Source organism: Algibacter marinivivus (assembly GCF_003143755.1).
Taxonomy (GTDB): domain Bacteria; phylum Bacteroidota; class Bacteroidia; order Flavobacteriales; family Flavobacteriaceae; genus Algibacter_B; species Algibacter_B marinivivus.
Genome location: NZ_QFRI01000002.1, coordinates 224333 through 251252, shown reverse-complemented (window position 1 = coordinate 251252; position 26920 = coordinate 224333). Strand labels below are relative to the sequence as shown.

Below are 26920 nucleotides of genomic sequence, written 5' to 3'. Positions count from 1 at the left end.
ATATATGAAAGCTACTTATCACAAGTATATTTTAAACTTTAAGCAAGCTAGTGGAACATCTCGAGGCATTTTAAAAACTAAAGAAACTTGGTTTATTGTTTTAGAATCAAATAATAAACAAGGTTTTGGTGAATGTGGTTTATTTAGAGGTTTGTCTGCTGATGATAGACCTGATTATGAAGAAAAACTTAAGTGGGTTTGTAATAATATAGATTTAGGTTTAGAAGTACTGTTAACAGAACTGACGGAGTTCCCTAGTATTCAATTTGGTTTAGAAATGGCTTTTAAATCATTAAATAGCGAAGATTCTTTTGAATTATTTTCTTCTAAATTTACTAGAAGTCAAGATTCAATTCCAATCAATGGTTTGGTTTGGATGGGAAGTGAAGTTTTTATGAAACAGCAAATTACTGATAAAATTGAGGCAGGTTTCAATTGTATTAAAATGAAAATTGGCGCTATAGATTTTCAAACAGAAATTAGTCTTATTAAATCTATAAGAAATCAGTTTACTTCAAAGGATATAGAATTACGTGTTGATGCAAATGGAGCTTTTCATCCTTCAGAAGCATTAGATAAATTAAATATTTTATCTGATTTAGATTTGCATTCTATTGAACAACCAATAAAACAAGGACAAATACAAGAAATGGCTTCGCTTTGCGAAAACACACCTTTGCCAATTGCCTTAGATGAAGAATTAATTGGTGTTTTTAATGTAACAAAAAAGCAAGAGTTGTTACAAACTATAAATCCGCAATACATTATTTTAAAACCGAGTTTGGTTGGTGGTTTTAAAGGAAGTGATGAATGGATTAATTTTGCTAAAAAACAAAATATAGGTTGGTGGATTACAAGTGCTTTGGAAAGTAATATTGGTTTAAATGCAATTGCGCAATACACTTATAATTTGGAAAGCAATTTACCGCAAGGTTTAGGGACGGGAGAATTATTTACAAATAATTTTGAAAGTCCTTTGCAAGTAAAAAATGGTAAATTGCATTATAATAATCAACAAACATGGAAATTTAATTTATAATATGGATTATATACAACAAGCATACAGAGGATTATACGATTTATGGCGATACATATTAGGTGTAGTTATTGTGTTTATAGCGTGGCAATTAATAGGAATGATTCCTTTAGTAGGTGGTCTTGCTGTAAAAATATTAGGAGATAGTTCTGTTAACATGCCAACAGATATTCCTCAAATGATTGATATTCTGGGGAGTAATTTATTTCTATTACTTATGTTATTATCGTTTGTTTTTGGATTGATTGGTGTTTTTGTAACCTCTAAAACATTGCACAAACAATCAATAACTAGCTTAACTACGGCAAGAAAGAAAATCGATTGGAAGCGATTTTGGTTTATATTCATTTTGTGGGGTATCGTTTCTAGTGGTTTTGTATTGTTAGATTATTATATGAGTCCAGATGATTATCAATTAAATTTCAAACTAGAACCTTTTCTAATTCTTGCGGTTATAGCTATTCTTTTAATTCCATTACAAACTAGTTTTGAAGAATACTTTTTTAGAGGCTATTTAATGCAAGGTTTTGGAGTAATTTTTAAGAATAAGTGGTTACCACTATTAATTACATCAGTTGGCTTTGGTTTGATGCATATTGCTAACCCTGAAGTAGATAAATTAGGTCCAGTTATTATGGTTTATTATATAGGAACAGGATTGTTTTTAGGAATCATGACACTTATGGACGATGGTTTAGAACTTGCTTTAGGTTTTCATGCGGCTAATAATTTATTTACAGCACTTTTGGTAACTGCTGATTGGACAGCTTTTCAAACAGATTCTATATTAAAAGATTTGTCTGACCCAACTGAGATGGGACTTATGGAAATATTCGTTCCAGTTTTTGTTGTGTTTCCTATTCTTCTTTTTATACTTTCAAAAAAATATAATTGGACAAATTGGAAAGACAAGCTTTTTGGGGAGGTAATTGAGCCTCCTAAAGAGGATTATAAAGTTTTAGATTAAAATATGATTCCTAATTATACTAATGTACACTTAAGGTTTAAACTTGATAATTTAAGTTATAATCACGAAGACCTCATGGAGGTTGCTTATAGCTATGTTAAAGAGGGATTACCTTATCAACAAGAACTCGGAAACTTTTTATTAGATTGGTTAGATGATAAAGACTATGTAATTGTAAAAACATCTGGATCTACTGGTAAGCCTAAAAAAATAAAAATTAAAAAACAAGCTATGGTAAATTCTGCCATTGCTACTGGAGATTTTTTTAATTTAAAACCAGGTGATAAAGTTTTACACTGCTTACCTGCAAACTTTATTGCGGGTAAAATGATGATTGTAAGAGCTATCGTTTTGGGTTTAGAGTTAGATATGGTTGAGCCTGCTGCATTACCTTTAATTGATTATGAAAAGGATTATGTTTTTTCTGCGTTTACACCAATGCAACTTAAGAATTTTGCTAAATACTTGAAGAAGATTAAGACGGTTATAGTTGGTGGAGGTCGTGTATCTAAGGCTATTATTGAATTAATAAAAGATAAAAAGCCTAATATTTACGAAACTTATGGAATGACAGAAACGGTTTCTCATATCGCTGTTAAAAAATTAAATAATTTTTCAGGTGATGCAGATCATTTTTTCACAACACTTCCAGAAATAAAAGTATCTCAAGATGATAGAGGATGCTTGGTTATTGACGCGCCAAATTTATCAGACAAAAAAATAGTAACAAATGATATTGTAAATATTATATCAGATTCTAGTTTTGAGTGGTTAGGACGCTTTGATAATGTTGTTAATTCAGGAGGTATTAAGTTGTTTCCAGAACAAATTGAAAGTAAACTACAAGATAAAATTGCAGGTGAATTTTTTATTGCCTCTGAAGAAGATGATGCTTTGGGTGAAAAATTAATTTTGGTTTTAGAAGGCGAAGAAAAGAATATTGATGAAGCAATTTTTGAATGCTTAAATAAATACGAAAAACCTAAAGCGGTTTATGCAATATCAAAGTTTAAAGAGACATCTTCGGGTAAAATTCATCGTAAAAACACCTTAGATGCGCTTAATCTTACTTAAATAATGCAACATTCTCTTAATTTTCAACACAGATTAAAAAATATATTATGAGTTTTATAAAACGAGTATTCTCAACCGTTATAGGGATTTTTGTATTCCTAATTATTTGTTTTTTTGGATTAATTTTTCTTGGTGCATTACTAGGGTCAGATTCAGATGAAGTAGTTAATGTGAAATCTAATTCTGTTTTAGAATTGACTCTAGATTTTCCAATAAAAGATTATGCGGGTAAAACAGAATTTTCAGATTATCCATTTTTAAATGAAAATAAAAAGAATGGCTTATTCAATATTATTGATGCTATACATTATGCGGCTTCAGATAGTAAAATAAAAGGGATTTCAATTGATAATAATTTTATAAATGCCGGTTTATCTCAAACCAAGGCTTTAAGAGGTGCATTACTAAAGTTTAAAGAGTCTGGTAAGTTTGTTGTTGCATACGGCGATATTTATACTCAGAAAGATTACTATTTAAGTTCTGTGGCTGATACTATTTATTTAAATCCGGTGGGTATGATGGAGTTTAAAGGCTTGTATTCAGAGCGTCTGTATTTTAAAGATTTTCAAGAAAAAACGGGTTTAAAAATGGAAGTCATAAGGTTAGGAAAGTACAAAAGTGCTGTGGAACCTTTTATAGATAATGAAATGAGTGACAATAATAGGGAGCAAATTTCGGTGTATTTAAATTCGCTTTGGAATGAAATGAAGCAAGATATATCTAAAAGTAGAACCATCCCTTTAGATAAGTTGAATGTTATTGCAGATAGTTTATTAGGTAGAACACCAGATTTAGCCTTTAACTCTAATTTAATTGATAAAGTGGGGTACCATGATGAGTATGTTGGTGGTATGAAACACGCTATTGGTGTAGATTCTAAAAAAGATTTGAATACTGTTAAAATAGCAGATTACTCAGAATATGCGGCGAAAAAAATTGGCAGTTTCAAGAAAGATAGAATAGCAGTAATATATGCCGAAGGCGATATTATTTATGGAGAAGGAGATGAGAATACCGTGGGGCAAGGTAGTATGAATAAATCATTGCAAAAAGCACGAAATGATGATAAAATTAAAGCCGTTGTTTTAAGAATAAATTCCCCTGGAGGAAGTGCTTTGGCTAGTGAGTTAATTTGGCGAGAAATTGAATTAACAAAAAAAGTAAAACCCGTAATTGTTTCTATGGGAGATTTAGCAGCTTCTGGTGGGTATTATATTGCTTCAAATGCTGATAAAATTATAGCTGAACCTACTACAATTACTGGGAGCATTGGGGTGTTCGGAATGCTACCAAATGGAAAAGAATTTGCAGATAATATGGGGGTCAATGCAGAACAAGTGGTTACAAATCAAAACGCAGTTACCTATAGTTTTTTTGAGCCTTTAAATGATAGACAACGTAAATATATTAAGGAAGGTATTTTAGATATTTATGAGTTGTTTTCTACACGTGTTTCTCAAGGTAGAAAGTTAACAAGAGAACAAGTAGAAGACATTGCTCAAGGTCGTGTATGGACTGGGGCTGATGCTGTAAAGATTGGTTTGGTTGATGAATTAGGAGGTTTAGATTTAGCGCTAAAATATGCAGCTGAAGCCGCAGAGATTGAAGAGTATTCCATAAGAGAATTTCCTATTTTTGAAGAAGATGATTTAACAAAAGCTTTAATTAATCAATTTTTGAATAATTCAAAAACTAAAGAGACTATTTTAATAGAGGAGTTAGGTGTAGAGAATTATAAAATATTAAAAGAAATAAAAGCGATGTCTCAGAAAAAAGGTGTCCAGTTATTATTTCCTTTTAGTACGGAGATTAAATAACATATTCATGTGAAAGCAGGAATCTCAAAATAATAATTATAAGAGACTTTTTTAAGAAGTCTCTTTTTTTTATGGCTTTACTCAATCAAAAACACACTTCACTCATTATTGATTTTATAATGTAGTAGTTGGTTATAGTTTTATGATAAACTAAAAACCAAAAATTATGAAATCATTATTTATTATTCTAGCATTCACTTTTTATTTTCTGCCAAACTCAACGTTTTCACAAGAAAAGAATATTGAAACGCAATCCGTAGAAATAGAAAATCTTATTTCTTTTGTAGTTGAGAATTATAAGAAAAAAGAAGAAGGCGATTCTGGTATCTATAATCTGATTTTTTTAATTCAAGTTTCTGAAAACGGTTATTCATTAGAAGATGAAGTCGTTCTAAAGCAAGGATTTAAGCTATTATCAAAAAGACTTACTGAAGATGATTCCATTTCTATTATTGGATATTCAGGTTTGAATGGCGTAGCTTTAGAGGAGGAATCAATTAAAAATTTGAAAAAGATTCTTTATACGCTTAATAATTTTAAATCAAGTATTAAAGAGTTTCATCCAGATGGAATCTCGTTAGCATATGATTATGTAAACGAAAATTTTAAAGAAGAAGCAGTAAACAAAGTCATCATGATTAGAATGCCAAATTCACAAAATACAGCTAAAACTCAAAATGTCTCTACTGTAAAAAAGAAAAAGAAAAATAATGCCATTGTTTTAACAGCAATAACTCTTTTACCAGAGATTATTTCAGTTTTAAAAGACTAAACCTGCAAAACCCCCAAATTAAATTGCTTTTCAATAGGAGCGTGGTTAGCAGCCTCAATACCCATGGAAATCCAAGTTCTAGTATCTAACGGATTAATAACGGCATCAGTCCATATTCTAGCAGCTGCATAATATGGAGATACTTGGTTATCGTAACGGTCTTTTATTTTATTGAATAATTCTTCTTCTTTTTCAGGAGTAATTTTCTCGCCTTGTTTTTGGAGTGATGCCTTTTCTATTTGAAGTAAAACTTTAGCTGCAGAATTTCCACTCATAACAGCTAGTTCTGCACTAGGCCATGCAAAAATTAATCTTGGATCATAAGCTTTACCACACATGGCATAATTACCAGCACCATAACTATTACCAATAATAACCGTCAATTTTGGTACTACCGAATTGCTAACGGCATTTACCATTTTAGCACCATCTTTTATAATTCCACCATGTTCACTTTTGCTACCCACCATAAAACCAGTTACATCTTGTAGAAATACTAATGGTATTTTTTTCTGGTTGCAATTGGCAATAAAACGCGTAGCTTTATCAGCAGAATCATTGTAAATCACACCCCCAAATTGCATTTCGGTAGGTTTGGTTTTAGAACCTGTAGTTTTTACAATCTGACGTTGATTTGCCACAATTCCAACTGCCCAACCATCAATACGGGCGTAACACGTTATTATGGTTTGTCCATAGCCTGCTTTATATTCCTCGTATTCCGAATTATCAACTAAGCGTTTAATAATTTCATACATATCATATTGGTCGGCGCGACTTTTGGGAAGAATACCAAAGATGTCTTCTGGGTTTTCTGAAGGTTTTTTTGCATCAATTCTATTAAAACCAGCTTTATCGTAATCTCCAATTTTATCAATAATATTTTTTATTTTATCTAAAGCATCTTTATCATTTTTGGCTTTATAATCTGTAACACCAGAAACTTCGCAATGTGTTGTTGCACCGCCTAGGGTTTCATTATCAATACTTTCTCCAATAGCTGCTTTTACCAAATAACTTCCTGCTAAAAAAATGCTTCCTGTTTTGTCAACTATTAAAGCTTCGTCACTCATAATAGGGAGGTAAGCACCACCAGCAACACAGCTTCCCATAACTGCTGCAATTTGGGTAATCCCCATACTGCTCATAATGGCATTGTTTCTAAAAATGCGTCCGAAATGTTCTTTGTCAGGGAAAATTTCATCTTGTAAAGGCAAATAGACGCCTGCAGAATCCACTAAATATATAATAGGTAATTTATTTTCTATGGCTATTTCTTGTGCGCGAAGGTTCTTTTTACCTGTAATGGGGAACCATGCACCTGCCTTAACCGTAGCATCATTTGCCACAACAATACATTGCTTACCTTTAATGTAACCCATTTTTACAACTACACCAGCTGAAGGGCATCCACCATGCTCTTGATACATATCTTCTCCAGCAAAAGCAGCAATTTCAATCGATTTTGATTTAGCATCCAACAAGTAATCAATACGCTCTCTAGCTGTCATTTTACCTTTGCTGTGAAGTTTTTCAATACGTGATTTTCCACCACCTAAGCTTACTTTAGCAAGTCGTTTTTGTAATTCTGAGACTAAGAGTTTATTATGATCTTCGTTTTTATTGAAGTTGATATCCATACATTGATTATTTGTTACGAATTTACAAAACCAATTCCTGTATTAAAAGTGAATATTTTGTTAAAAATACATAACATGGAAATATATTCCTTGGAATATAAATTTATTTTTATTAATTTTGTATCATAATTTAAAATAACAAGATGAAAACAAATAAAATAATCTATTATATTGCTACTGCAATATTAACAGCCGTAATGCTGTTTTCGGTAAGTATGTATTTCTTTAAGCACGACATGATTAAAGGTGCTTTTGAGAGTTTTGGGTATCCAACATATATTATATATCCTTATGCTGTAGCCAAATTACTAGGGCTAGTAGCATTATGGTTGCCTGGGTATAAAACATTAAAAGAGTGGGCTTATGCAGGTTTCTTTTACGCATTTGTATTAGCCTTTTTTGCACATTATATGATTGGAGATGGGCAACAAGGGACAGCAATAGTGGCATTAATAGCTTTAGCTGTATCTTACATATTTTACAAAAGAATAAATAAATAAAATGATTTGATTTTCTCTTTCGAGGAAATGATTAAAAAAATAATTCAATGAAAAAAATAATAGCATTTGCAGGAAGTAATAGTAAAGTTTCAATTAATAAACAGTTAGCAACTTATGCAGCTAGTTTAGTTGAAGATGTTGAAACTACTATTTTAGATTTAAACGATTTTGAATTGCCAGTATATGGTATAGATTTAGAAGAAGATAAGGGCATACCAGATAATGCACAGAAATTTTTAGATAATATAAAATCATCAGATGGGATAATATTATCATTAGCAGAACATAATGGTGCTTATGCTACAGTTTTTAAAAATATTTTTGATTGGATGTCTAGAATAGACGGCAAACTTTGGAGCGAAAACCCCATGCTTTTAATGGCAACCTCTCCTGGTGCTAGAGGAGGAGCAACTGTTTTAGAAATTGCAAAAGGACGTTTTCCTTACATGGGTGGTAATATTGTTGCAGATTTTAGTTTTCCATCATTTTTTGATAATTTTTCAGACGGAAAAATAACTAATGAGGATTTGAATACTGCTTTAAAAGAAAAAGTAAACGTATTTAAAGATTCTTTATAACTGAATACTGAGACTGAAAATTTTTTAATATGGGCGATTTATCAAAAGACATAAATTCTAAATTTGATAACAATAGAGTAAAGGCTTTATTGAACATTATTTATACATCAAATTGGATAATGAGTCACCAGAATGAGTTTTTTAAGTCTTTTGGGATCTCGCCACAGCAGTATAATATTTTAAGAATATTAAAAGGTGCAGATGAACCCTTAAATGTTCAAACGATAAAAGATAGAATGATTGAGCGTTCGCCAAATGCTACGCGTTTAATGGATAAATTATGTGCTAAGCAATACATAGAACGTTGCCCTTCTGAACACGACAGACGTGTAGTTAAGATCGCTATAACTAATGAAGGAAAGGCGTTTTTAGAATCTATTCCAAATAACTTTAACAGAACATTATTGAAGAATTTGAGTGAAGAAGAAGCAGAACAATTAAGTAATCTGCTTGATAAAATGCGATAACAAACTTCTTGTTTGTTATACTGAACTTGTTTTCAGTATCTCCTAAAATAGATAGCGTATTTTTTTAATCAATTATTTTCCATGGAAAATAATTTAAAAGTAATTATTATGAAAGTAAATACAATAAAAAGAGTAGGTAGAAGTGATTTTGTGAATATGGGCCCAATTCAATTACGGCAGCCCATACCAGCAAGAATGATTGACAATATAGATCCGTTTATATTATTACATCATTACGGACCTTATGAGATTTCTGAACAGAATAATCCGTTTGATTTAGGGCCGCATCCGCATCGTGGTTTTGAACCGATAACATTTTTGATTCAAGGCGAGCAGTTACACAGAGATTCGCTTGGAAATGAAAGCGTTGTAAAAGCAGGTGATGTACAATGGACTACGGCAGGTAGAGGTATTATACATGCTGAAGCACCAACAAAAGCTTTTGTACAAAAAGGCGGCACTTTGGAAGGGATTCAGTTATGGTTGAATTTACCTGCGGAAAAGAAAATGATTGAAGCGAATTATCAACATGTTAAACATGAAGATTTTAGAGTGGTTAAATCTGATGATGGTAAAGTTAAGATTCAGATTATTGCTGGAGAGCTTGATGGAGTTTACGGACGTATTAAAACACAAACTTCTGTAAATGCTTTTATACTGGATGTTGAAGCTGGTGGAACGTTTGATATTAAAGTACCTAATTCACATCAATCGAGTATTTATTTATTAAAAGGTGATGTGGTTGTGAATGGTGCTGAACATTTGAAGTTTAATGAAAATCAGTTAATTCAATTTAATCAGGATGGAGAAGGGTTTTCAATTGCAGGAAATGAAATTAGTAAACTATTGTTTCTTTCGGGGGTTCCTTTTAATGAACCTGTAACCACTTATGGCCCGTATGTGATGAACACGCAAACTGAAATTATGGAGGCTATGCGCGATTATCAAATGGGGAAAATGGGATTTCTTCCTGCTAATTAGAAGTTGAACCTACAAGGTTTTAAAAACCTTGCAGGTTTATTTAAGAGATTGAGTAATAACATAACAGTGGCGCGTTAGGGATTGCAGCGGATAGCCCACAGCTCGATCCCGATAGCTATCGGGAGAGGTGCGAGGACTTATAGCATAAAGCCCGACCCTTGTGGTAACGCCCAAATAAAACATAAAAAAAATGAAAACAACAATTCACAGAGCAGAGACTAGAGGTTTTGCAAACCATGGTTGGTTAAAATCGTATCATACGTTTAGTTTTGCAAGTTACCAGAATGCAGCGCGTAATAATTTTGGCATGTTGCGGGTGTTGAATGACGATGTGGTGCAACCTAAAATGGGGTTTGGCACGCATCCGCATCAGAATATGGAGATTATTTCTATTCCACTAAAAGGCGCATTATCACACAAGGATAATATGGGGAATACCCGTGCGATTGAGGTGGGAGAAGTGCAAGTGATGAGTGCTGGAACGGGTTTAACACATTCGGAATTTAATGATAGTAAAACGGATGCCGTTAATTTTTTACAACTTTGGTTAATCCCAGAAGAAATGGGTGTTGCACCTAATTATGACCAACGTAAATTTGATGTTGAACATCAGAAAAACAAGTTGCAAACGGTGGTTGCTCCAAAGGATAAATTGGAAGGTAACGCATTGCCAATTAGCCAACAGGCTTATATATATAGGGCTGATTTGGATGGTGGAAAATCGATTTCATTAACTGTTAAAAATGAGCATCATGGGATTTATGTGTTTGTGGTTAAAGGAGAGATTGAAATTAATAATGAGGCTCTTGAAACGCGAGATGCTATTGGTGTTTGGGATATTGAAAGTACTGAAATATTGGCGCGAGAAGCATCTGAAATTATTATTGTGGAAGTGCCTATGCATTAGGTAATGTTGATTAATAGCGAAAAAGCACCCAATTTTGGATGCTTTTTTTATTTAAAACTACGATATTTGCTTTTCAACTAACCAAAAAAGAAAAGATTATGGCGATGAATAAAAATACAGTTTTAGCATGGGCAACCATTTTAATGATTATAATGGGTGTAGTGCTTATTTTAATGGGAGCTTATCGATACGATGATGTTGCTGGATGGGGGTTTGCAACCGTAGGTATTGGCTTTTTTGCAATTGCATGGGTGTTTAATGCTTTAAAAGGCCGTGTTTAATTGGCTTAATAACTTAATAATTACAATTAACAATAATGAGTGACGATAAAAAGATAATTTTCTCAATGTCTGGTTTAACCAAGACATTCCCAAGTGCCAATACGCCAGTATTGAAAAATATATACTTGAGTTTTTTCTATGGTGCTAAGATTGGAATTTTAGGGCTTAATGGTTCTGGTAAATCTACTTTATTAAAAATTATTGCTGGTGTTGATAAGAATTACCAAGGCGATGTGGTATTTTCTCAAGATTACACTGTAGGGTACTTAGAGCAAGAACCACAGCTTGATGATGATAAAACGGTTATGGAAGTGGTTCGTGAAGGTGCTGCTGAAACTGTAGCTATTCTTGATGAATACAATAAGATTAACGACCAATTTGGTTTAGAGGAAGTTTATAGCGATCCAGATAAGATGGAAAAGTTGATGAACAGACAAGCGGAATTACAAGATCAAATTGATGCTGCAAATGCTTGGGAGTTAGATACCAAACTAGAAATTGCCATGGATGCGTTACGAACGCCTGATGGAGACAAGAAAATAGGTGTGCTTTCTGGTGGAGAAAAACGTCGTGTGGCTTTATGTCGTTTGCTTTTAAAAGAACCAGATGTTTTATTATTGGATGAACCTACCAACCATTTGGATGCAGAATCTGTACATTGGTTAGAGCATCATTTAGCACAATATAAAGGAACTGTAATTGCTGTAACGCACGATAGATACTTTTTAGATAATGTAGCAGGTTGGATTTTAGAGTTGGATAGAGGGGAAGGGATTCCTTGGAAAGGAAACTACTCGTCTTGGTTAGACCAAAAATCTAAACGTATGGCGCAGGAAGGTAAAGCGGCTTCTAAACGTCAAAAAACATTAGAGCGTGAGTTGGATTGGGTACGTCAAGGTGCTAAAGGACGACAAACCAAACAAAAAGCACGTTTAAAGAATTACGATAAGTTAATGAGTCAAGACCAAAAACAACTTGACGAAAAATTAGAAATATACATTCCTAACGGTCCGCGTTTAGGAACCAATGTAATAGAAGCTAAAGGTGTTGCTAAGGGATATGATGATAAGTTGTTGTATGACGACTTAAACTTCAATTTGCCACAAGCAGGAATTGTTGGGATTATTGGTCCAAACGGTGCTGGTAAAACCACTATTTTCAGAATGATAATGGGAGAAGAGACTCCTGATAAAGGAGAGTTTGTTGTTGGAGATACCGCTCAACTAGCTTATGTAGATCAAAAGCATTCTAATATTGACCCTGAAAAAACCATTTGGCAAAACTTTAGTGATGAGCAAGAGTTGATAATGATGGGAGGTAAAGAAGTAAATTCTAGGGCTTATTTAAGCAGATTTAATTTTTCTGGAGGTGAACAAAATAAGAAAGTTAAATTATTATCTGGTGGAGAGCGTAACCGTTTACATTTAGCTATGACACTTAAAGAAGAAGGTAACGTATTGCTTTTAGATGAGCCTACTAACGATCTTGATGTGAATACTTTACGAGCTTTAGAAGAAGGTTTAGAAAACTTTGCTGGTTGTGCAGTGGTTATTAGTCACGACCGTTGGTTCTTAGATAGAATATGTACACATATTTTAGCTTTTGAAGGGGATTCTCAAGTGTATTTCTTTGAGGGCAGTTTTTCTGATTACGAAGAAAATAAGAAGAAACGTTTAGGTGGAGATTTGATGCCGAAACGTATTAAGTACAAAAAATTAGTAAGATAGTTTTAGAAAGACGCTCACTGAAAAGTGGGCGTTTTTAATATACAATTAAGTCTTAATTTCCTCCATACATATGCCCATCAGTAAAATCTTGATAAGGCTTATCTTCATCTTCAGCAATCTTTTTATTCATAGCATCTAAACGCTCATTTTCCTTTTTAAGTTTATAAGACTTTCTAATGCCTAGAAGCAGTAAAATTCCAAAAAAAACAGTGACAATAATAAGCATAGTCACTATATCTGATTGATTTATCAAAGGAATTCCTATTAGAAATGTAAGTAAGTTGTTTTGTAGCATAGTTAATGCATCATTGGTGTTTGGTTATTAACAAATATAGTACATTCTTTCAAAATGTCTGAAATTTTTTATTAACTGTAACAATTTCATAATTTATAATACCAATAATTTGAGCAATGAGTAATAATCATGAAATTTAAAAAGTAAATAGCTTTTTACGTTTCAAAATTGAGATTTTTTAACGAAATTGCTTATCCATAAAATTGTTCAACTTAAAAACATAAAATATACATGTCTGATGATTTTGATTTATTAGAAACCAATTCCAATGAAAAAACAGAGAAAGTAGATGTTAATTGGGGGAAAGCCATTGACACTATGAAATCTAAATTGTCTCAAGAGGATGACCCAGAAGTGCGTCAAAAAATATTGAATGCCACTTTGGATGATGTGGTGCACATGGCAGAAAAAGATAGAACAACGCTTTTAGATGCTATTAAAGATTTAACCGATTATCAAGATGAAGTAGGAATTATATTCGAAAAATTTTCTGCATTAAACCCAACAGAACAAAAAGTTATTGATGATGCTCAAAAAGCATTAGAGCGTGCAAAAATTGAATTAGAAGATGCGCAAGCAAAACCAGATACTTGGTGGAATAACCTTTGGGGGCGTAAAAGCAAAATCAAAAAAGCTGAAGATGCTTTAAAAACAGCTGAAAAAGTTAGAGCAGGGGCAGATAATAAGGCTAAAGCTATGTTTCAAGAGCGTATAGAAAGCGCAGATGTACAAACACTTTTAAGCGAATTATCATATAAATCTCAAGCAGCTGTTACACGTTTAAAAAATCGTGAAGTAGAGATTAAAGAAGTAGAAGAAAAGCTGAAAGATGCCATTGTTGAAGCTTCAAAAAACCACACAAAAGCTTTAGAGAAGAAAAAAGAAGTAGAGGCGAAGTTAGAAGAGCAATATGCTTTACTAAAACAAGCGCGCCAAGAGTTAGAAGATATTGCCGATAAACAATCTGCAGAATATGCAGAAGCTATAGGTAAAGTAACTCAACTTGAACAAAAAGTTGAAGAACTTGAAGGTCTTAAAAACGCATACACAACATTAGCTGCCAGTAAAGATAGTTTTGTTCATAAGCATAATTTAACTATTAAGGTGCTAACCTCTTTACGTAGCAATCTTCAAACACACCGTGCTAAGTTAAAGTCTGATACAGAAGAGCGTCTTAAATATTATGATGGTTATGTAGTGGCATTAAAAGCAAGAACCGATCAGGAATTCGCTGCTATTTTAGAGCATTTAGGCGTAAAGACCGATGAGCATATCGGTGAAACATTGGCTTCAATGCACACCGCAAGTGCTAAAGCGCGTCAAGATATGATGGATAATATTCCAGTTCACGAGAAAGTAATGCAAGGCGTTTATAGTAGTTATGCTGAGGCTTTACAAGAAATTCGTGCTAAGGATGGCGAGATCCAAAAGAATTTTGCAGAGCGTTATGGTATCGATATGAAAGAGATTTTTGAAGACTATTACAATGCTGATGCCAACCAACCTTCAGGAGATGATGGTGAGCCAGAAGGAAAACCAAAACCAGAAGCAAACGACGACGATTTACTGTCTTAAAATAACTAGGGCGTTACCCCGATAAAAAAATCGGGGTCAGGCTTTCGGTAGTCGCTCTCTGCGATGAGCTTCAACAATGCCTCAACCCTTAACGCACCATTCAATTAACTTTCTAGTTTTCAGTAAGAACTTTTAACTTTTAATTGTTCACTTTTAATTATAAAAATGTCAATCAACCACATAGTTACACCTTTAGATTCTGCAATACTCGATTCCAAAGAGCATTATGTTTTCTATCATAAAATGGTAGACTTTGCTTTTAAAGAATTAATTGTAGCTGTTCAAAGAGAAGAAATATGTAATGGTATTGAGGTACAATTGTTTAAACAATATTGCGATTTACTGTTGTATTCTATCGAAGCCATGCGTGTTAAGTATATGTATGATGATGAGGATAACATGAAGGTTGATTTAACAGATTCTGGATTTCCAAATTATTTAGAGTTTAGATATTTGTTTAACGATTTAGAATTACGCGATGAATATCTTGAAAGATTAACACCAATAGCAACGCTAAAAGAGGAGTTTCTAGATGCGCTTATGCGAAAAAAGCAACCAGTTAAAAAAAGCAAACTGTTTCAAGCTGCATCCATAGTATATTATTCGTCTGTAAATAAACAATACATTTTTAATCGATTTGTGCAAGGTAAAATTCTTGGAGCTCCAGAAAATGCAGAAGCAGATTTAGTTACAAGTTGGAGTTTTTATGACGTATCTCATAATCGTCCTTTCGTCTGTTTCATGTATTTTAATTATGATGGTAATAAAATAAACGATTACAGAGATGAAATTTACACAGTTTTAAAAACCGTTGCAGACAGAGATATGTCTTTAGACGCTATGGCGTATACTATTGATAGAAAACTCCCTAAAGTATCACCAAAACGTATTAAACGAATAGATTTAGGGCCTTTACACAACGTTTTTGCAAAAGATGAGCATGAAGTAACCCACACTATTTTAGAAAGTATTGGCAAAAAAGAAATACCTTTAGAATCGTATGCGCTTTCATTACGCGTAGATGAAGTTAGTTCTAAAAGTGAATTTAAAGAAGGTGGTTTTTTTAGTAAACAAATTTTACAAAAATGGGATGATGTTTTTAAACAGAAGTACGTTTTAGCGCCACATCGTATTATTCAATTGCTCTATAACAAAACACCAGAAATGATGAATAATTTGGCTAAAGCTCCTATTGAAATTGCAGAATTAAAAATAAAATAAATAGAGTTTACAGTCGCAGTCTCAGTTTTCAGTATTGCGATTTAAATTATAAAATATAAACAGTTTAAGTTAGAGTAAACAGAGTTTAGTAATCACTGTTAACCGTGACCGAGACTGAATACTAAAAAAAACATGGAACACAACTCAACATTCCCAATAAAATTATCAGAATTAGATATGCTTCGAGATGAAGCAGCTTCATATTTGAAAAGCATACAATGGGAGCAAGGTGCTCGGGCTAAAAATAGAGATAAAGATGGAAAGGATGAATCTATCTTGTTGTATTTATCAAGAGCTAATAATGGAACAGATTCGGCAGAAATCACTTCGGTTTCAAAAACCATTTTAGCTTTAAAAAAGCGTTTATTACCAGATTCAGTTGCTATTCCTATTTATTTGAATCAAACATTATACGCGGTTCAAGAAGGGATTACACTTGGGATTTGGATAAAAGACAGTTATTATGATGCATCAGGATTATCTAGCTTAAATGAAAATAAATCGGCTCTAGATAGTAGCGGAAAACGAGAATTTGAAAGTAAAATGCATACTGCAACAGCGTTTATGTTGTTTGCTCAAGCTTATAAGATATTACACGATCTAAAACCACATGCGTCAGACGATTTAAGTGTTATGAAGCAAAAGTTTGCAGGTATTCCAGAGGTATCTTTAATGTCTCCTATTAAAGGAATTTCTTGCAGTTTGTTTTATTATGATAAGTATTTAGATCATCCAGAAATTATCAAATCGGATAAAGATGTTATCGATTTCACGGTAGTGTATTTCGAAGCTTTAATTGATGAGATTCAGTTACGAAAAAGTAGTTTAGAATATACTGAAACTATTGAAGACAGAACGTATAAGTTAGAAAAATCGGAGTTTGCAGTTTCAGGTTGGAATAACGTATTTCAAGGTACAGCAAAAAGTGTAGAATTTAATAAAATTCAATTTGAACAAATTGTTGGTAATCGTGATGCAAAACATTTTGCACGTCGTTTAACAGAACGTATGTTAAGCTACGATTTTACTGCTAAGAAAAATCCGTTTCAAGAACTAGGTGGTTTTATGCCTGTATTTATGGGATACGGTATTCCTGGAACAGGAAAAAGTATGTTGATAGCAGCTATTGCTACAAGATTAAAAGAACATTGTGATACTTTAGATATTCCTTTTTTGTTTCACCCTATGCCAGATACCTTAATTTCAACATTTCAAGGGGGTTCAGCTGAAAAAATGGTGGAGTGGATGAAACCGATGCAAGATCCTTCAAAATTAATTTTTGCACCTATAGATGATGCCGAAAATAATTTACAAGAACGAACTGCTCAAGGTGTTTCGGCTGGCGTGAAAGAAGTTATTGGTGTGTTTTTAAGATATACTGAAGGCGCTTATGCGGTTAACTATGGTAATAGTTCTATAGGTTTATTTACAAACTTGCCAGAAATGCTAGATAAAGCAGTTATTTCTCGTGTACAAGGGCGTTTTAAAATTGATGGAGCAAGAACAGAACATGATTTTCTAGATCAAGATCATTTATGGTGGCGAAAATTAGATGACACCATGCCAGATTTTGTAAATATGCAAGGACCAGAAAATTATAGTTATCTGCAAGATCAAGGCTTAGCAAAAAATATGGGAGATATTTTGAGTAACGTTGATAAACCTACTGAAGCTCGTGTTCATGAGGTTTATGATAATGTAGAAAAACATTTTAAAACAAATCAGCATTTGTTTTATGCGAATTTGTATAAAGAAATGCAAGCGGTGTTTCCGTTCTTTTCATCTCGTGATGTTCGTAATATTCAATCGGCTATTTCATTGCGATTAACCGATTTTGATTTGGAAGAAGATTGGTTTGAAAATCCAGAAATCTATTTCAAGCAAGATTATGATACCAAATTTAATATGCTTCAAGAATTAATGAGAGGTAATATGAAAGGCTTAGATTTCTCAGAGATTAGAAGACAAGAAGTTGTGCGCTATTTAGATAACGTAGCAACTATTGCCGATACTGACTTTAAACGAAAAGTAGATGCTAGAGTAAATCAGTTAAATATAGAAACTGAAGCAAGAAGAACTTTTGAAAATGAGTGATAAGCAAATAAAAAACATACAGAAAAAGTTACTTTCGGACAACTATTATATTCTCAATAGAGTCAATTTTGATTATTTGATGCCTAATGGCAAATGGGTAAACCAAATGCGCGAGGTTTATGATAGAGGAGATGGTGCAGGAATTCTTCTTTATAATAAGGAAAAACAAACTGTTATTTTAACTAAGCAATTTAGAATGCCAACCTATTTGAATGATAATAAAGATGGTATGTTGGTTGAAGTTGCTGCAGGCATGTTGGATAAAGATAACCCTGAAGCTTGTATAATTAGAGAAACTGAAGAAGAAGTTGGTTATAGGTTAAAAGAAGTAAAAAAAGTATATGAAGCCTATTCTTCGCCGGGAGTAATGACAGAGAAAATGCACTTTTTTGTTGGTGAATACACCGGTGATATGAAAGTGAATGAAGGTGGTGGTTTAGATTCAGAGCATGAAGATATTGAGGTATTGGAAATTTCTTTTGAAGAAGCTACTAAAATGTTGAATAATGGAGAAATTGTAGATACAAGAACAATTGTATTGTTGCAGTATGCTATAATTCATAAGTTATTAGATTAAATGGATAAATTAAAACAAGCAAAATTATATAGAAGCGAACTCATTCCAATAAGTGGAAAACTCGTTGAGCGTTACAATAAATGTCTAGTAAAACTTGGTTTCACAGAAACTAAACTTAAAAATTTTCATATTGATGGTATTGGTTGGAGTCCTGAGGTTGCTGAAGAAAAAAAAAATAATAGTTATCTAAATAATGGTGAAGCAAATCCGCATGGGATTATAATTTCTCCACTTCAAAAAGGTAAACCTGTGTATTTGCCTTTTCATACGTTTGATAGGGATATCATGAAATTTGTTTTCAAAATTCATGGCGAAAAGATTAAAGACATCACAAGAGATTGTGCTATATGTTTAGATTTCGATCAAGGCATTGATGCCTTTTATGAACCTTTAGATGTTTTAAAATACAATAAAGTGACTATCAATTTCCACTTGATTGATAGACTTTGGTATATTCAAAAAGAGCAGTTGCAACTTGTTAAAAAGTTTAATACTGGTAATAATTTTATAGATGAAAATTTGCATCAAGAGCTTTTAGATTCGGCTAAGACTTACGGAGATTTGAGAGAACGCGATTTAGATTTACATCAATTACAATTTGAAACTGATTCATTTTATACAAGAGCATTTGGAGGCGTTTATGTGTTGAGAGATTTTATAAAACCCATAGTTGTTTTTGAAGATGAAGAATGGCATAAAGAGGCTATAAAGGATACGAATTATGATGTACTGATTTATCATATTGAACAATCTGAACTTATGGATAAGCTCAAAGATCATGTGATTATTGAATATGATTTAGAAAAAGTAGTTGAGACTAAACGTTATGAACGTATCAAAAAATTTGAAATGGTTCAACATCTTAAAAAGCCTCAACATCCAATAAAAGATATTTTAAACGATCCTATATTATTTAAGAGTTATTTAAATAAACTTGATATTAAGGCTAGAAAAAAAGTAATGAGTGTTGAACGCTATTTAGAGAAATTAGAAACGAGCAATCAATTTAAAATAGCTGATATTGTTGATGAAAAACTTTTTGAAGCCTTGCACCAACCGCATTCTTCATTAGATGCTAAACATCAAGATTTAATCTGGAAGTTACTCGTTAATATTTCAGAAAAAGACGTTTTATATTGGTATTGGTATGATAAAGAAGCGTTTTATGCCAGTTTTAAAACTTGGGATGATTCATTAAAAGACTGGGCAATTGAAACAATTAGTAACAATATTTAATAATTATAGACTAATTTTATAGAAAACAACTTCATATAAAACATCATGACACTAGAACTCATTGTATTTATTGGTGCTATACTTTTCGGAATCTTTTTGTATTGGAGAGAATCTAAAGGTAACGGGCTTTATCGATTTTTTAATAAAATAATTAACTCTAAAGAGCTTCAAATGAAGCCTGAAGACAAAACAGGCTTTGTATATCAGCAAACATTTTTACTACGATTGGTTTTTATTGGGTTTCTGTTTTTAATCGGAATAGTTGTAACACGTTTTTTAATTCCTATTGATATTGCAACAATCTCCATTTTTGCGTCTATGATAGTAGGAACAATAGCAGGAACATATTTAGCAAATTTTATTTTTAAATCTAGTGAAGTCATTGATGAAAAAAGTGATTCCATTGAGGATATGGTTCAAGATACCATCGAAAAAGGAAAAGACTTTATTGAAGACTTGAAAACTAAAGATGTAGAAGAAGTTGTTGAGCAGGATAAAGAAGCACCAAAAGTAGAAGAGAAGAGTGCTAGACAACGTTTAAAGGATAAAGGCCTAATGTAACTGTCATTCCGTTTTTTGCGGAAATGAAAAATAAAATTTTAGATGATAAAAAACTACTGGAATAAAGGAAAAAAGCAAAAAACAATTACCATTATTGTTTCATTAATTTTACTTGTAGCATTATTTGTATTACGAGATGATTATCAACCTGCATTGCTATTTTTTAGGAAATTTATTTTCATAATTCTTCTTAGTGGTATCGTACTGTTTTTTGGTTTGAGGAAATTTCGAAAATCAGCAAGTTCTGCAGGACGATTAGCAATTTTGGGACTTTTGGTTGTCTTCTTTGGGATATTGTATACAGTTGGTTGGTACTTTAAAATGTATGATTACATGAAAACATATAATGTTTTTAATCACCTTAATAAAGTAGAAATTGCTGAATTACCGTTAACGCAAAACGAACGTATTCAACCGCTACGTAATGTCTTTTCTATGGCTAATGAAAGTGTAGGAGAGACTAAAGATGTATCTCTTCCGCATTTAGTTAGAATTGGAGAGGAGAATAAATGGACCATGGCTATTCAACCTACTGAAAAATACATGTGGCAAGGTATGACTGATAATACCGAGGAAGTTTTTGCAGTATCTAGTACAACGCCATTCCCAAGATTTTCAAGCGAAAATAGAATTCCAGTAACCTTTTCAATTGGGGAATCTTTAAAGTTTAGTAGAAACACCTATAATGCCGTAGTACAACGTTTCAACTTTTTCCAATTGTTTACCATGGAACCTAGCGATACGTATTATATGAAAAACGATTCAGGAAATTGGGTGCAAGTAGTGAGCTTAATTAAATGGAAGGGTTTTCTATTTCCTTATCCAACTTTTGGAGGTGTGATGGTTGTAGATAACGGAGAGCATGATTTTAACGATTATATAGAGCGTATTCTCATTGGAAAGGGAACTTATGTAAGTCCTGAAAATATGAGGAATCATAAATATTTAACCAGACAAAATACTTTAGCTGAAAAAGTATCAAGACTACAAGCTGAGTCTTTAAAGTTTTTAGGAGGATTTAGTGATCCATTACCATGGAATATGGAAACTGCGGTTAAAATTCCTGAAATGCCAAAAGATCAAAACCAACAGCCTTATGTAACAGATTTTGATTTTTCAGATACCGATACAGGTGCTTTTAGTGGCTTGTATCATTGGTTTGGGTTAGAGCCAGTAGGCGATGAGCGTACTAGTTTAAGTTTTAGTGTTTTTGTTCCTGCTGATGGTACTGATAAGTTATATTATTACAATCACGCTGCTAAAAAACAAGGATACGCTGGTGTTTCTGCTATGCCTTTAAAAGTGAAAGAGTCTAGAAAAGAATATGATTGGACAGCTAACACACCTGTTGAATTTAGACCATACATAAAAGATATTGCTGGCAAAAAACGTATGTTTTTTATGGGTACGGTATCTTCAATTAGCGATACAGATTCTAAACAATTTGATGGTTCTGCAACTCCAGATTTAGTATTGATTGATAGTGAATATCGTGATGTGGTTTGGATAGACGTTAAACATCCAAGTCAATGGAACAAAACCGTCTATGATCAACTTAATGAAGCATGGCGTTCTAGCGAAAAGATTGGTTATTATTTTGTTGAAGAAACTAAAACTATTGATATGGTTCAACAACCTATTGATTCTATTAAAGTAGTTCCTCAAGATGATAAGAAAGCTGAAGAAATTGAAAGATTACAGAAACAGATTGATTCTTTGAAGGCAGTACAAAATTAACTCAATTCTAATTTCATAACAAACATACCTCTTAATTCATCTCTAAAAAAGGGCTCTTCTAAAGTTGTAACCCCAGTTTTTTTAAATCCCATTTTTTCATAAAAGAATATAGAATTAGTGTTTGTATCTATAACATCTAGTATTAGAGTCTTTTTACCAATAGAGCATAGCTTGTTTATAATTTGATTTAAAGCTAATTTTCCAATCCCTTTACCTTTATATTCAGGTAGTATATAAATTTTTACCAGCTCAGAATCATTATTTAAAGTGTTATTAATGGAGTATTTAATTTTTAAAAATCCAACATTGTTACTTTCAAAGGAGATGAAATAGTAATCTGTATTTGGGTTAGTTATGTCTTCAGTTAATTTTGTTTCATTAAACTGGTTATCAATGTATAAATCAAATCCATTTTTTATCCAATGGTCTTTAAAGCTTTTTGAATAGGCTTCAATACAAATTTCTTGAAGTGATTTGATATCGTTTAATGTTGCCTTTATTAATTTCATGAGTAAGCTAAAATATTAATTCCATCTTAATATCACTACGTTTATAAGGGCTATTCGATTCAATTTCTAATTCAATAAAACCATATTTTCTGTAAATATAAATGGCGTTTTCTAATTTTCTGTTAGAGTAGAGAATTAACTTAGGTAATCCCATTGACTTAGCATAATCAATGCAGAATTGCATGAGTTGCTGTCCTATTTTATGACCTCTGTGTTTAGGAGATACTGCCATTTTAGTCAGTTCGTAAAGTCCATCCTCACCAATAGGCATTAGCGCAACTGTACCTACAACCTGTTTGTTTAAACGAGCGAAAAATATATGCCCACCTTTATTAATAATATATTTTTCTGGATTATTTAATACTTCTTTATCATAGGGTTCAACATAAAAATAGGTTTTAAGCCACTCTACATTTAAATCATAAAAATGTGTAGCGTATTCTTCTTTATATAATACAATATCTATATCTTGTTTTACTTCCATTTTCACGTTTTCTATAATGGTGTTACTAAAACTTTTTTTATTGAATTTGTTTTCAAGACTATTAAGGTGTTCTATAAGTGAAGATGATTTTTCCAAGGTGTACTCTTTTATAACTTCATCAATACTTTTCCATAAAGGTTTTAATTGAGTTAATGTTTTTTTTCCTTTTTCTGATAGGGATATTATTTTTTTTCTTTTATCTAACTTATCACCTTTGTAAATTATCAAGCCTTTATCATTCAGTTTGTTTAATGCTTGTGTTATTGCAGGTTGAGAAAACTTTAATGAATTTTGAATTTCAGAATTGGTTACACCGTTTTTATTAGCTATTATTTTAAATATTGGAAATAAGTAAGGGTCGAAATCAATATTAAAATGATTATAAACTAGTTGTGTTTCTTTCATCATAAATTCGCTAACACGCTTTAAACGTGATCCTAAACCTAATTCTCCGTAACCTCTTAAAGCATCCATATTTATAGTTATATAAGTACTTATGTAAAATTAATATTTTATTTTAATTCAAACAAATTATTTATGAAGATTTTATAAAATCTGTAATTAAATAGGTGATAAGTTTACCAACTTGAGTAGTAGTTTTTTTTGTAGGTGCAGCTTCACATATATGAAGATATATGGCATTTTTTTGTTTTGCAAAATAGCTTAGAAACTGTCTTGTTTTATTTACGCTAAAACCACTAGGAGTCATCGCACTACTTGGTATGCTTTCAATAGCATCACAATCGATTTCAATTCCAAAACTATTATTACAAATATGTTCAGAAGTACGCTTTAATTCTTTTTTAAATTTAAGTTCTTTTCTAATTTCTAAAGCATCAAATGTGTTGTATGATATAGTATTAGAATTATCTAGCACTTTAAAAATCTTATTAGAAGTGTAGTTTTCATGCAAGCCAAAAATAAAGTAATTAGCTAAAAGCCCTTCTGCAGAAGCATAACTAAAACCATTACCACTATGGCGGCCTTCTTCACTTCTAAAATCTGAATGTGCATCAAAGTTGACTACATTAATTGGTTTTCCTAATGCTAGTGAAGCACCTTTTATATTACCATATGCATTATTATGCCCACCACCAATTATAATTGGTTTTTTACCCGCCAAAATTATTTGGTGAATAATATGTGTTGTATAATCATCAATTTCGGTTACTAATTTTCTAGCTTTTAAAATATCTTTTTTCTTTGAAGGGCTTAACTTTAAAACGGCTTGCATTTCTTCTGTAAAGTCTAATTGCCCTAAAATCAAAACGTTGCTAGCTTTTGTAAAGACATTACTTTGGATGTTTAACAAAACTTTAAGTGTGGCATCCCAAGCCTTTGCTGTACCTGTCCTTCCATGATTAGCAAAAACTCCAACATCTTCAGGTAAACCTAAAATAACATGTGTAACATCCAAATTTTCAAGTTGTTCGTATATGTTAGAAATGCCGGTTAATATTTGAACGTGTTGACCGAATTTGGATTCACCAGAGCGTTTGTTTAATAATTTATTACGTATAGTGTTGTTAAATAAAACTAGTTTATCCATGAAAAGTAAAATAAATTTTGATTAATAAAAATACATCATTATTTTTTTACAGCATTACAACTAACAATTAAAAAAGAAACAAAATTTAGATTAACCTTAACATTAAAAAACAAGTAATTATGGACAACAACAACAGTAACACAGGACTTAAAGTAGGATTGGGGATTGCATTAGTTTTATTTTTAGCTACAGGGTTTTATACCATGAATTTGTACAACAGTAGCAAGAAAGTGCAGACTGAATTAACTGAAGAGAAGCAATTAGTAATGAACGATTTAAACGCTATGGCTAAACAATATGATGATGCTATAGGTGAAAATGAAGTTGCAAATTCTAACCTTGTTGAAGCAAGAGCACGTATTCAAGGATTAATAGATTCATTAAAAATTTCTGAAACAAATGTAAAGAGTTTATGGAGATACAAAAGAAAATATGCTTCACTTCAAAAAGAAATGGATGTGTTATTAGCTCAAAATGATTCGTTAAGAGTTGAGAATTCTTATTTAGCAACATCTTTAGATAGTACTCGTGTTCGTTTAGAAGAACGTGCGGTATTTACAGATTCTTTATTAGTGCAAAATAATGCATTAGCTGAAGTTGTTGAGAATGCTGCAATATTAAATACAGTAGGTTTAAAAGGATTTGGAGTTATTGAAAGAACTTCTGGAAAATTAATACCTACAGAAAGAGCTAGTAGAGCTGATAAAATTAGAGTTTGTTTTACTGTAGCAAAAAATGCTTTAGTGCAAGCTGGTGATGAAGAATTATATGTTCAGGTTATAGATCCTAAAAACAATACTTTAGGTTTAAATGAGCAAGTAACTTTTGGTGAAAAAACTTTAAACTATAGTATGATTAGTAAGTTTAACTACGAAAATGCTAGCCTTAACATATGTGAGTTTGTAGCTTCAAAAGGAGATAGCAAATTTGAAAAAGGGCGTTATGTTGTAAATGTTTTTAACGCTAAAGATTTAGTATCTAGCTCTGAGTTTACTTTAAAGTAAACCGAATTATAACACTTAAGAGCAAAAAGTCTCAAACGTAAAGTTTGAGGCTTTTTTTATTCAATAATTTCACCATTAATTATAACTGTGTCAATATTGTTTTCTCCAAATGAATATGGTAAATAATTGTAGCTAGGAATTTGTTTAGTAATAATAATATTAGCCTTTTTACCTTTTGTAATACTACCATATTCTTCAGATACACCCATAGCATAAGCACCATTAATGGTAGCTGCATTTATAGCTTCTTCTGGAGTCATTTTCATTTTTATACAAGCTGTACTTACTACAAAATTCATATTACCACTAGGTGTAGAACCTGGGTTGTAATCAGTTGCCAGGGCTAAGGGTAGACCAGCATCAATAATTTTTCTAGCAGGCGTGTATGGAATACTTAAGAAAAAAGAACAGGAAGGAAGCGCCACTGGTATAGTTTTGCTGTCTTTTAATACATCAATATCTTCTTGATTTAATTCTTCTAGATGATCAACGGATAATGCATTGTGTTTTACTCCAAGCGCTACACCACCAAAAGCATTAAACTGATTGACATGTATTTTTGGTGTTAACCCATATTCTTTTCCTGCAGAAAGAATAGTTTCGGTGTTTTCTATTGAAAAATAACCTTCTTCACAAAATACATCAATAAAATCAGCTAGATTTTCATTAGCTACTTTTGGTAGCATTTCATTTATAATTAAATCTATATAAGCCTTTTTGTTATTTAAATACGCTTCAGGAAAAGCATGAGCTCCTAAAAAAGTAGCTTTAACTTCTAGAGGGAATTCAGATTTAATTCGTTTAATAACACGAAGTATTTTAAGCTCAGATTCAACAGATAGCCCGTAACCAGATTTAATTTCTAAAGCCCCGGTACCAAGCCTCATAACATTTTTAATTCGCTCAATTGATTGTTTGTATAAATCTTCTTCAGTAGTGTTTTGTAATGTTTTTGCAGAGTTTAAAATACCGCCACCACGACTTGCAATTTCAGTATAACTTAATCCATTTATTCTATCAACAAACTCTTGTTCTCTATTTCCAGCATAAACAATATGTGTATGAGAATCACACCATGTTGGTAACACAATCTTACCAGTAGCATCAATAATTTTATCTGCAGCATAATCTTTAAAATTATCCATTGATCCATAATCAACAATTTTATCATTTTTAATTAAAAGAAAAGCATTTTTAATGGAAGGTAACTGTTGCATGTCTTTACCAAAGACTTTTAAAACATTTTGATCTCTAACTTGAATAAGATTTTTGATATTGGTAATTAAAATTGACATGAAATACTGTTTAATACAATTAAAGCTATAAATTTA

The 26920-nt window shown here is 32.0% G+C and carries 26 protein-coding genes; 20 read left to right on the top strand and 6 right to left on the bottom strand.

Translation table 11 applies throughout. The features are described from left to right. Positions 1-4: 4 nt before the first annotated feature. The 5 genes from DIS18_RS09505 (at position 5) to DIS18_RS09485 (ending at position 5666) form a co-directional block, all read left to right on the top strand. On the top strand, positions 5-1039 hold the full coding sequence (locus DIS18_RS09505) for an o-succinylbenzoate synthase (RefSeq protein ID WP_109352845.1): 1035 nt from the start codon (positions 5-7) through the stop codon (positions 1037-1039). Between the two features lies 1 nt (position 1040). Then, positions 1041-2003, top strand: coding sequence for a CPBP family intramembrane glutamic endopeptidase (locus DIS18_RS09500; RefSeq protein ID WP_109353231.1), 963 nt, complete (start codon positions 1041-1043; stop codon positions 2001-2003). 3 nt (positions 2004-2006) lie between these two features. Further along, complete coding sequence (locus tag DIS18_RS09495) at positions 2007-3077, top strand: AMP-binding protein (protein WP_109352844.1); 1071 nt, start codon at positions 2007-2009, stop codon at positions 3075-3077. Positions 3078-3124: 47 nt separating this feature from the next. Then, positions 3125-4894, top strand: a complete 1770-nt coding sequence (sppA, locus tag DIS18_RS09490; RefSeq protein ID WP_109352843.1) for a signal peptide peptidase SppA — start codon at positions 3125-3127, stop codon at positions 4892-4894. 166 nt (positions 4895-5060) lie between these two features. Further along, positions 5061-5666: a vWA domain-containing protein gene (locus DIS18_RS09485; RefSeq protein ID WP_109352842.1), complete on the top strand. Its 606-nt coding sequence runs from the start codon at positions 5061-5063 to the stop codon at positions 5664-5666. On the opposite strand, the gene DIS18_RS09480 is transcribed toward DIS18_RS09485, so the two are convergent. Then, positions 5663-7306 carry an acyl-CoA carboxylase subunit beta gene (locus tag DIS18_RS09480; protein ID WP_109352841.1) on the bottom strand — a complete coding sequence of 548 codons (1644 nt, stop codon included), beginning with the start codon at positions 7304-7306 and terminating at the stop codon, positions 5663-5665. The genes DIS18_RS09485 and DIS18_RS09480 overlap by 4 nt on opposite strands. A gap of 143 nt (positions 7307-7449) precedes the next feature. On the opposite strand from DIS18_RS09480, the gene DIS18_RS09475 reads away from it, so the two are divergent. The 7 genes from DIS18_RS09475 (at position 7450) to ettA (ending at position 12747) form a co-directional block, all read left to right on the top strand. Continuing rightward, complete coding sequence (locus DIS18_RS09475; protein ID WP_109352840.1) at positions 7450-7806, top strand: DoxX family protein; 357 nt, start codon at positions 7450-7452, stop codon at positions 7804-7806. A 47-nt stretch (positions 7807-7853) separates the two neighbouring features. Beyond that, the gene (locus DIS18_RS09470; protein WP_109352839.1) at positions 7854-8384 is read left to right on the top strand and encodes an NADPH-dependent FMN reductase; all 531 of its coding nucleotides are present in this window, start codon (positions 7854-7856) and stop codon (positions 8382-8384) included. Positions 8385-8413: 29 nt separating this feature from the next. Further along, the gene (locus DIS18_RS09465; protein WP_109352838.1) at positions 8414-8851 is read left to right on the top strand and encodes a MarR family winged helix-turn-helix transcriptional regulator; all 438 of its coding nucleotides are present in this window, start codon (positions 8414-8416) and stop codon (positions 8849-8851) included. Between the two features lie 108 nt (positions 8852-8959). Further along, complete coding sequence (locus DIS18_RS09460) at positions 8960-9832, top strand: pirin family protein (protein ID WP_109353230.1); 873 nt, start codon at positions 8960-8962, stop codon at positions 9830-9832. Positions 9833-10022: 190 nt separating this feature from the next. Next, positions 10023-10739 carry a pirin family protein gene (locus tag DIS18_RS09455; RefSeq protein ID WP_109352837.1) on the top strand — a complete coding sequence of 239 codons (717 nt, stop codon included), beginning with the start codon at positions 10023-10025 and terminating at the stop codon, positions 10737-10739. A 98-nt stretch (positions 10740-10837) separates the two neighbouring features. Next, positions 10838-11020, top strand: a complete 183-nt coding sequence (locus tag DIS18_RS09450) for a CAL67264 family membrane protein (RefSeq protein WP_042243884.1) — start codon at positions 10838-10840, stop codon at positions 11018-11020. Between the two features lie 35 nt (positions 11021-11055). After that, entirely contained in the window at positions 11056-12747 is a 1692-nt protein-coding gene (gene ettA, locus DIS18_RS09445; RefSeq protein WP_109352836.1) for an energy-dependent translational throttle protein EttA, read from the top strand. Between the two features lie 52 nt (positions 12748-12799). On the opposite strand, the gene DIS18_RS09440 is transcribed toward ettA, so the two are convergent. After that, entirely contained in the window at positions 12800-13042 is a 243-nt protein-coding gene (locus DIS18_RS09440; RefSeq protein WP_109352835.1) for a hypothetical protein, read from the bottom strand. A 231-nt stretch (positions 13043-13273) separates the two neighbouring features. On the opposite strand from DIS18_RS09440, the gene DIS18_RS09435 reads away from it, so the two are divergent. The 7 genes from DIS18_RS09435 to DIS18_RS09405 all read left to right on the top strand — a co-directional run bounded on the left by DIS18_RS09435 (position 13274) and on the right by DIS18_RS09405 (position 22043). Beyond that, positions 13274-14617, top strand: a complete 1344-nt coding sequence (locus DIS18_RS09435) for a microtubule-binding protein (protein ID WP_109352834.1) — start codon at positions 13274-13276, stop codon at positions 14615-14617. 165 nt (positions 14618-14782) lie between these two features. Then, complete coding sequence (locus tag DIS18_RS09430; protein ID WP_109352833.1) at positions 14783-15838, top strand: hypothetical protein; 1056 nt, start codon at positions 14783-14785, stop codon at positions 15836-15838. 132 nt (positions 15839-15970) lie between these two features. Further along, the gene (locus tag DIS18_RS09425) at positions 15971-17932 is read left to right on the top strand and encodes an AAA family ATPase (protein WP_109352832.1); all 1962 of its coding nucleotides are present in this window, start codon (positions 15971-15973) and stop codon (positions 17930-17932) included. Next, positions 17925-18509: an NUDIX domain-containing protein gene (locus tag DIS18_RS09420; protein WP_109352831.1), complete on the top strand. Its 585-nt coding sequence runs from the start codon at positions 17925-17927 to the stop codon at positions 18507-18509. Before DIS18_RS09425 ends, DIS18_RS09420 begins: the two co-directional genes overlap by 8 nt. Beyond that, complete coding sequence (locus DIS18_RS09415) at positions 18510-19745, top strand: DUF6638 family protein (protein ID WP_109352830.1); 1236 nt, start codon at positions 18510-18512, stop codon at positions 19743-19745. A gap of 45 nt (positions 19746-19790) precedes the next feature. After that, a complete protein-coding gene (locus tag DIS18_RS09410) occupies positions 19791-20306 on the top strand; it encodes a hypothetical protein (protein ID WP_109352829.1) in 516 nt (171 codons plus the stop codon). Between the two features lie 42 nt (positions 20307-20348). Further along, entirely contained in the window at positions 20349-22043 is a 1695-nt protein-coding gene (locus DIS18_RS09405) for a DUF4199 domain-containing protein (protein ID WP_109352828.1), read from the top strand. On the opposite strand, the gene DIS18_RS09400 is transcribed toward DIS18_RS09405, so the two are convergent. The 3 genes from DIS18_RS09400 to DIS18_RS09390 all read right to left on the bottom strand — a co-directional run bounded on the left by DIS18_RS09400 (position 22040) and on the right by DIS18_RS09390 (position 24585). After that, positions 22040-22552 (bottom strand): GNAT family N-acetyltransferase, encoded by a 513-nt coding sequence (locus tag DIS18_RS09400; protein WP_109352827.1) that lies wholly within the window; start codon positions 22550-22552, stop codon positions 22040-22042. The two genes, DIS18_RS09405 and DIS18_RS09400, sit on opposite strands and share 4 nt — an antisense overlap. A 7-nt stretch (positions 22553-22559) precedes the next feature. After that, complete coding sequence (locus tag DIS18_RS15120; protein WP_109352826.1) at positions 22560-23510, bottom strand: bifunctional helix-turn-helix transcriptional regulator/GNAT family N-acetyltransferase; 951 nt, start codon at positions 23508-23510, stop codon at positions 22560-22562. A 61-nt stretch (positions 23511-23571) separates the two neighbouring features. Further along, positions 23572-24585 carry a formimidoylglutamase gene (locus DIS18_RS09390; protein WP_109352825.1) on the bottom strand — a complete coding sequence of 338 codons (1014 nt, stop codon included), beginning with the start codon at positions 24583-24585 and terminating at the stop codon, positions 23572-23574. Positions 24586-24704: 119 nt separating this feature from the next. Here DIS18_RS09390 and DIS18_RS09385 point away from each other — a divergent pair, with 119 nt between their 5' ends. Beyond that, entirely contained in the window at positions 24705-25589 is an 885-nt protein-coding gene (locus tag DIS18_RS09385) for a chromosome partitioning protein ParA (protein ID WP_109352824.1), read from the top strand. Between the two features lie 56 nt (positions 25590-25645). Here DIS18_RS09385 and hutI read toward each other — a convergent pair whose 3' ends face one another. Further along, entirely contained in the window at positions 25646-26884 is a 1239-nt protein-coding gene (gene hutI / locus DIS18_RS09380; RefSeq protein ID WP_109352823.1) for an imidazolonepropionase, read from the bottom strand. Positions 26885-26920 lie beyond the last annotated feature (36 nt).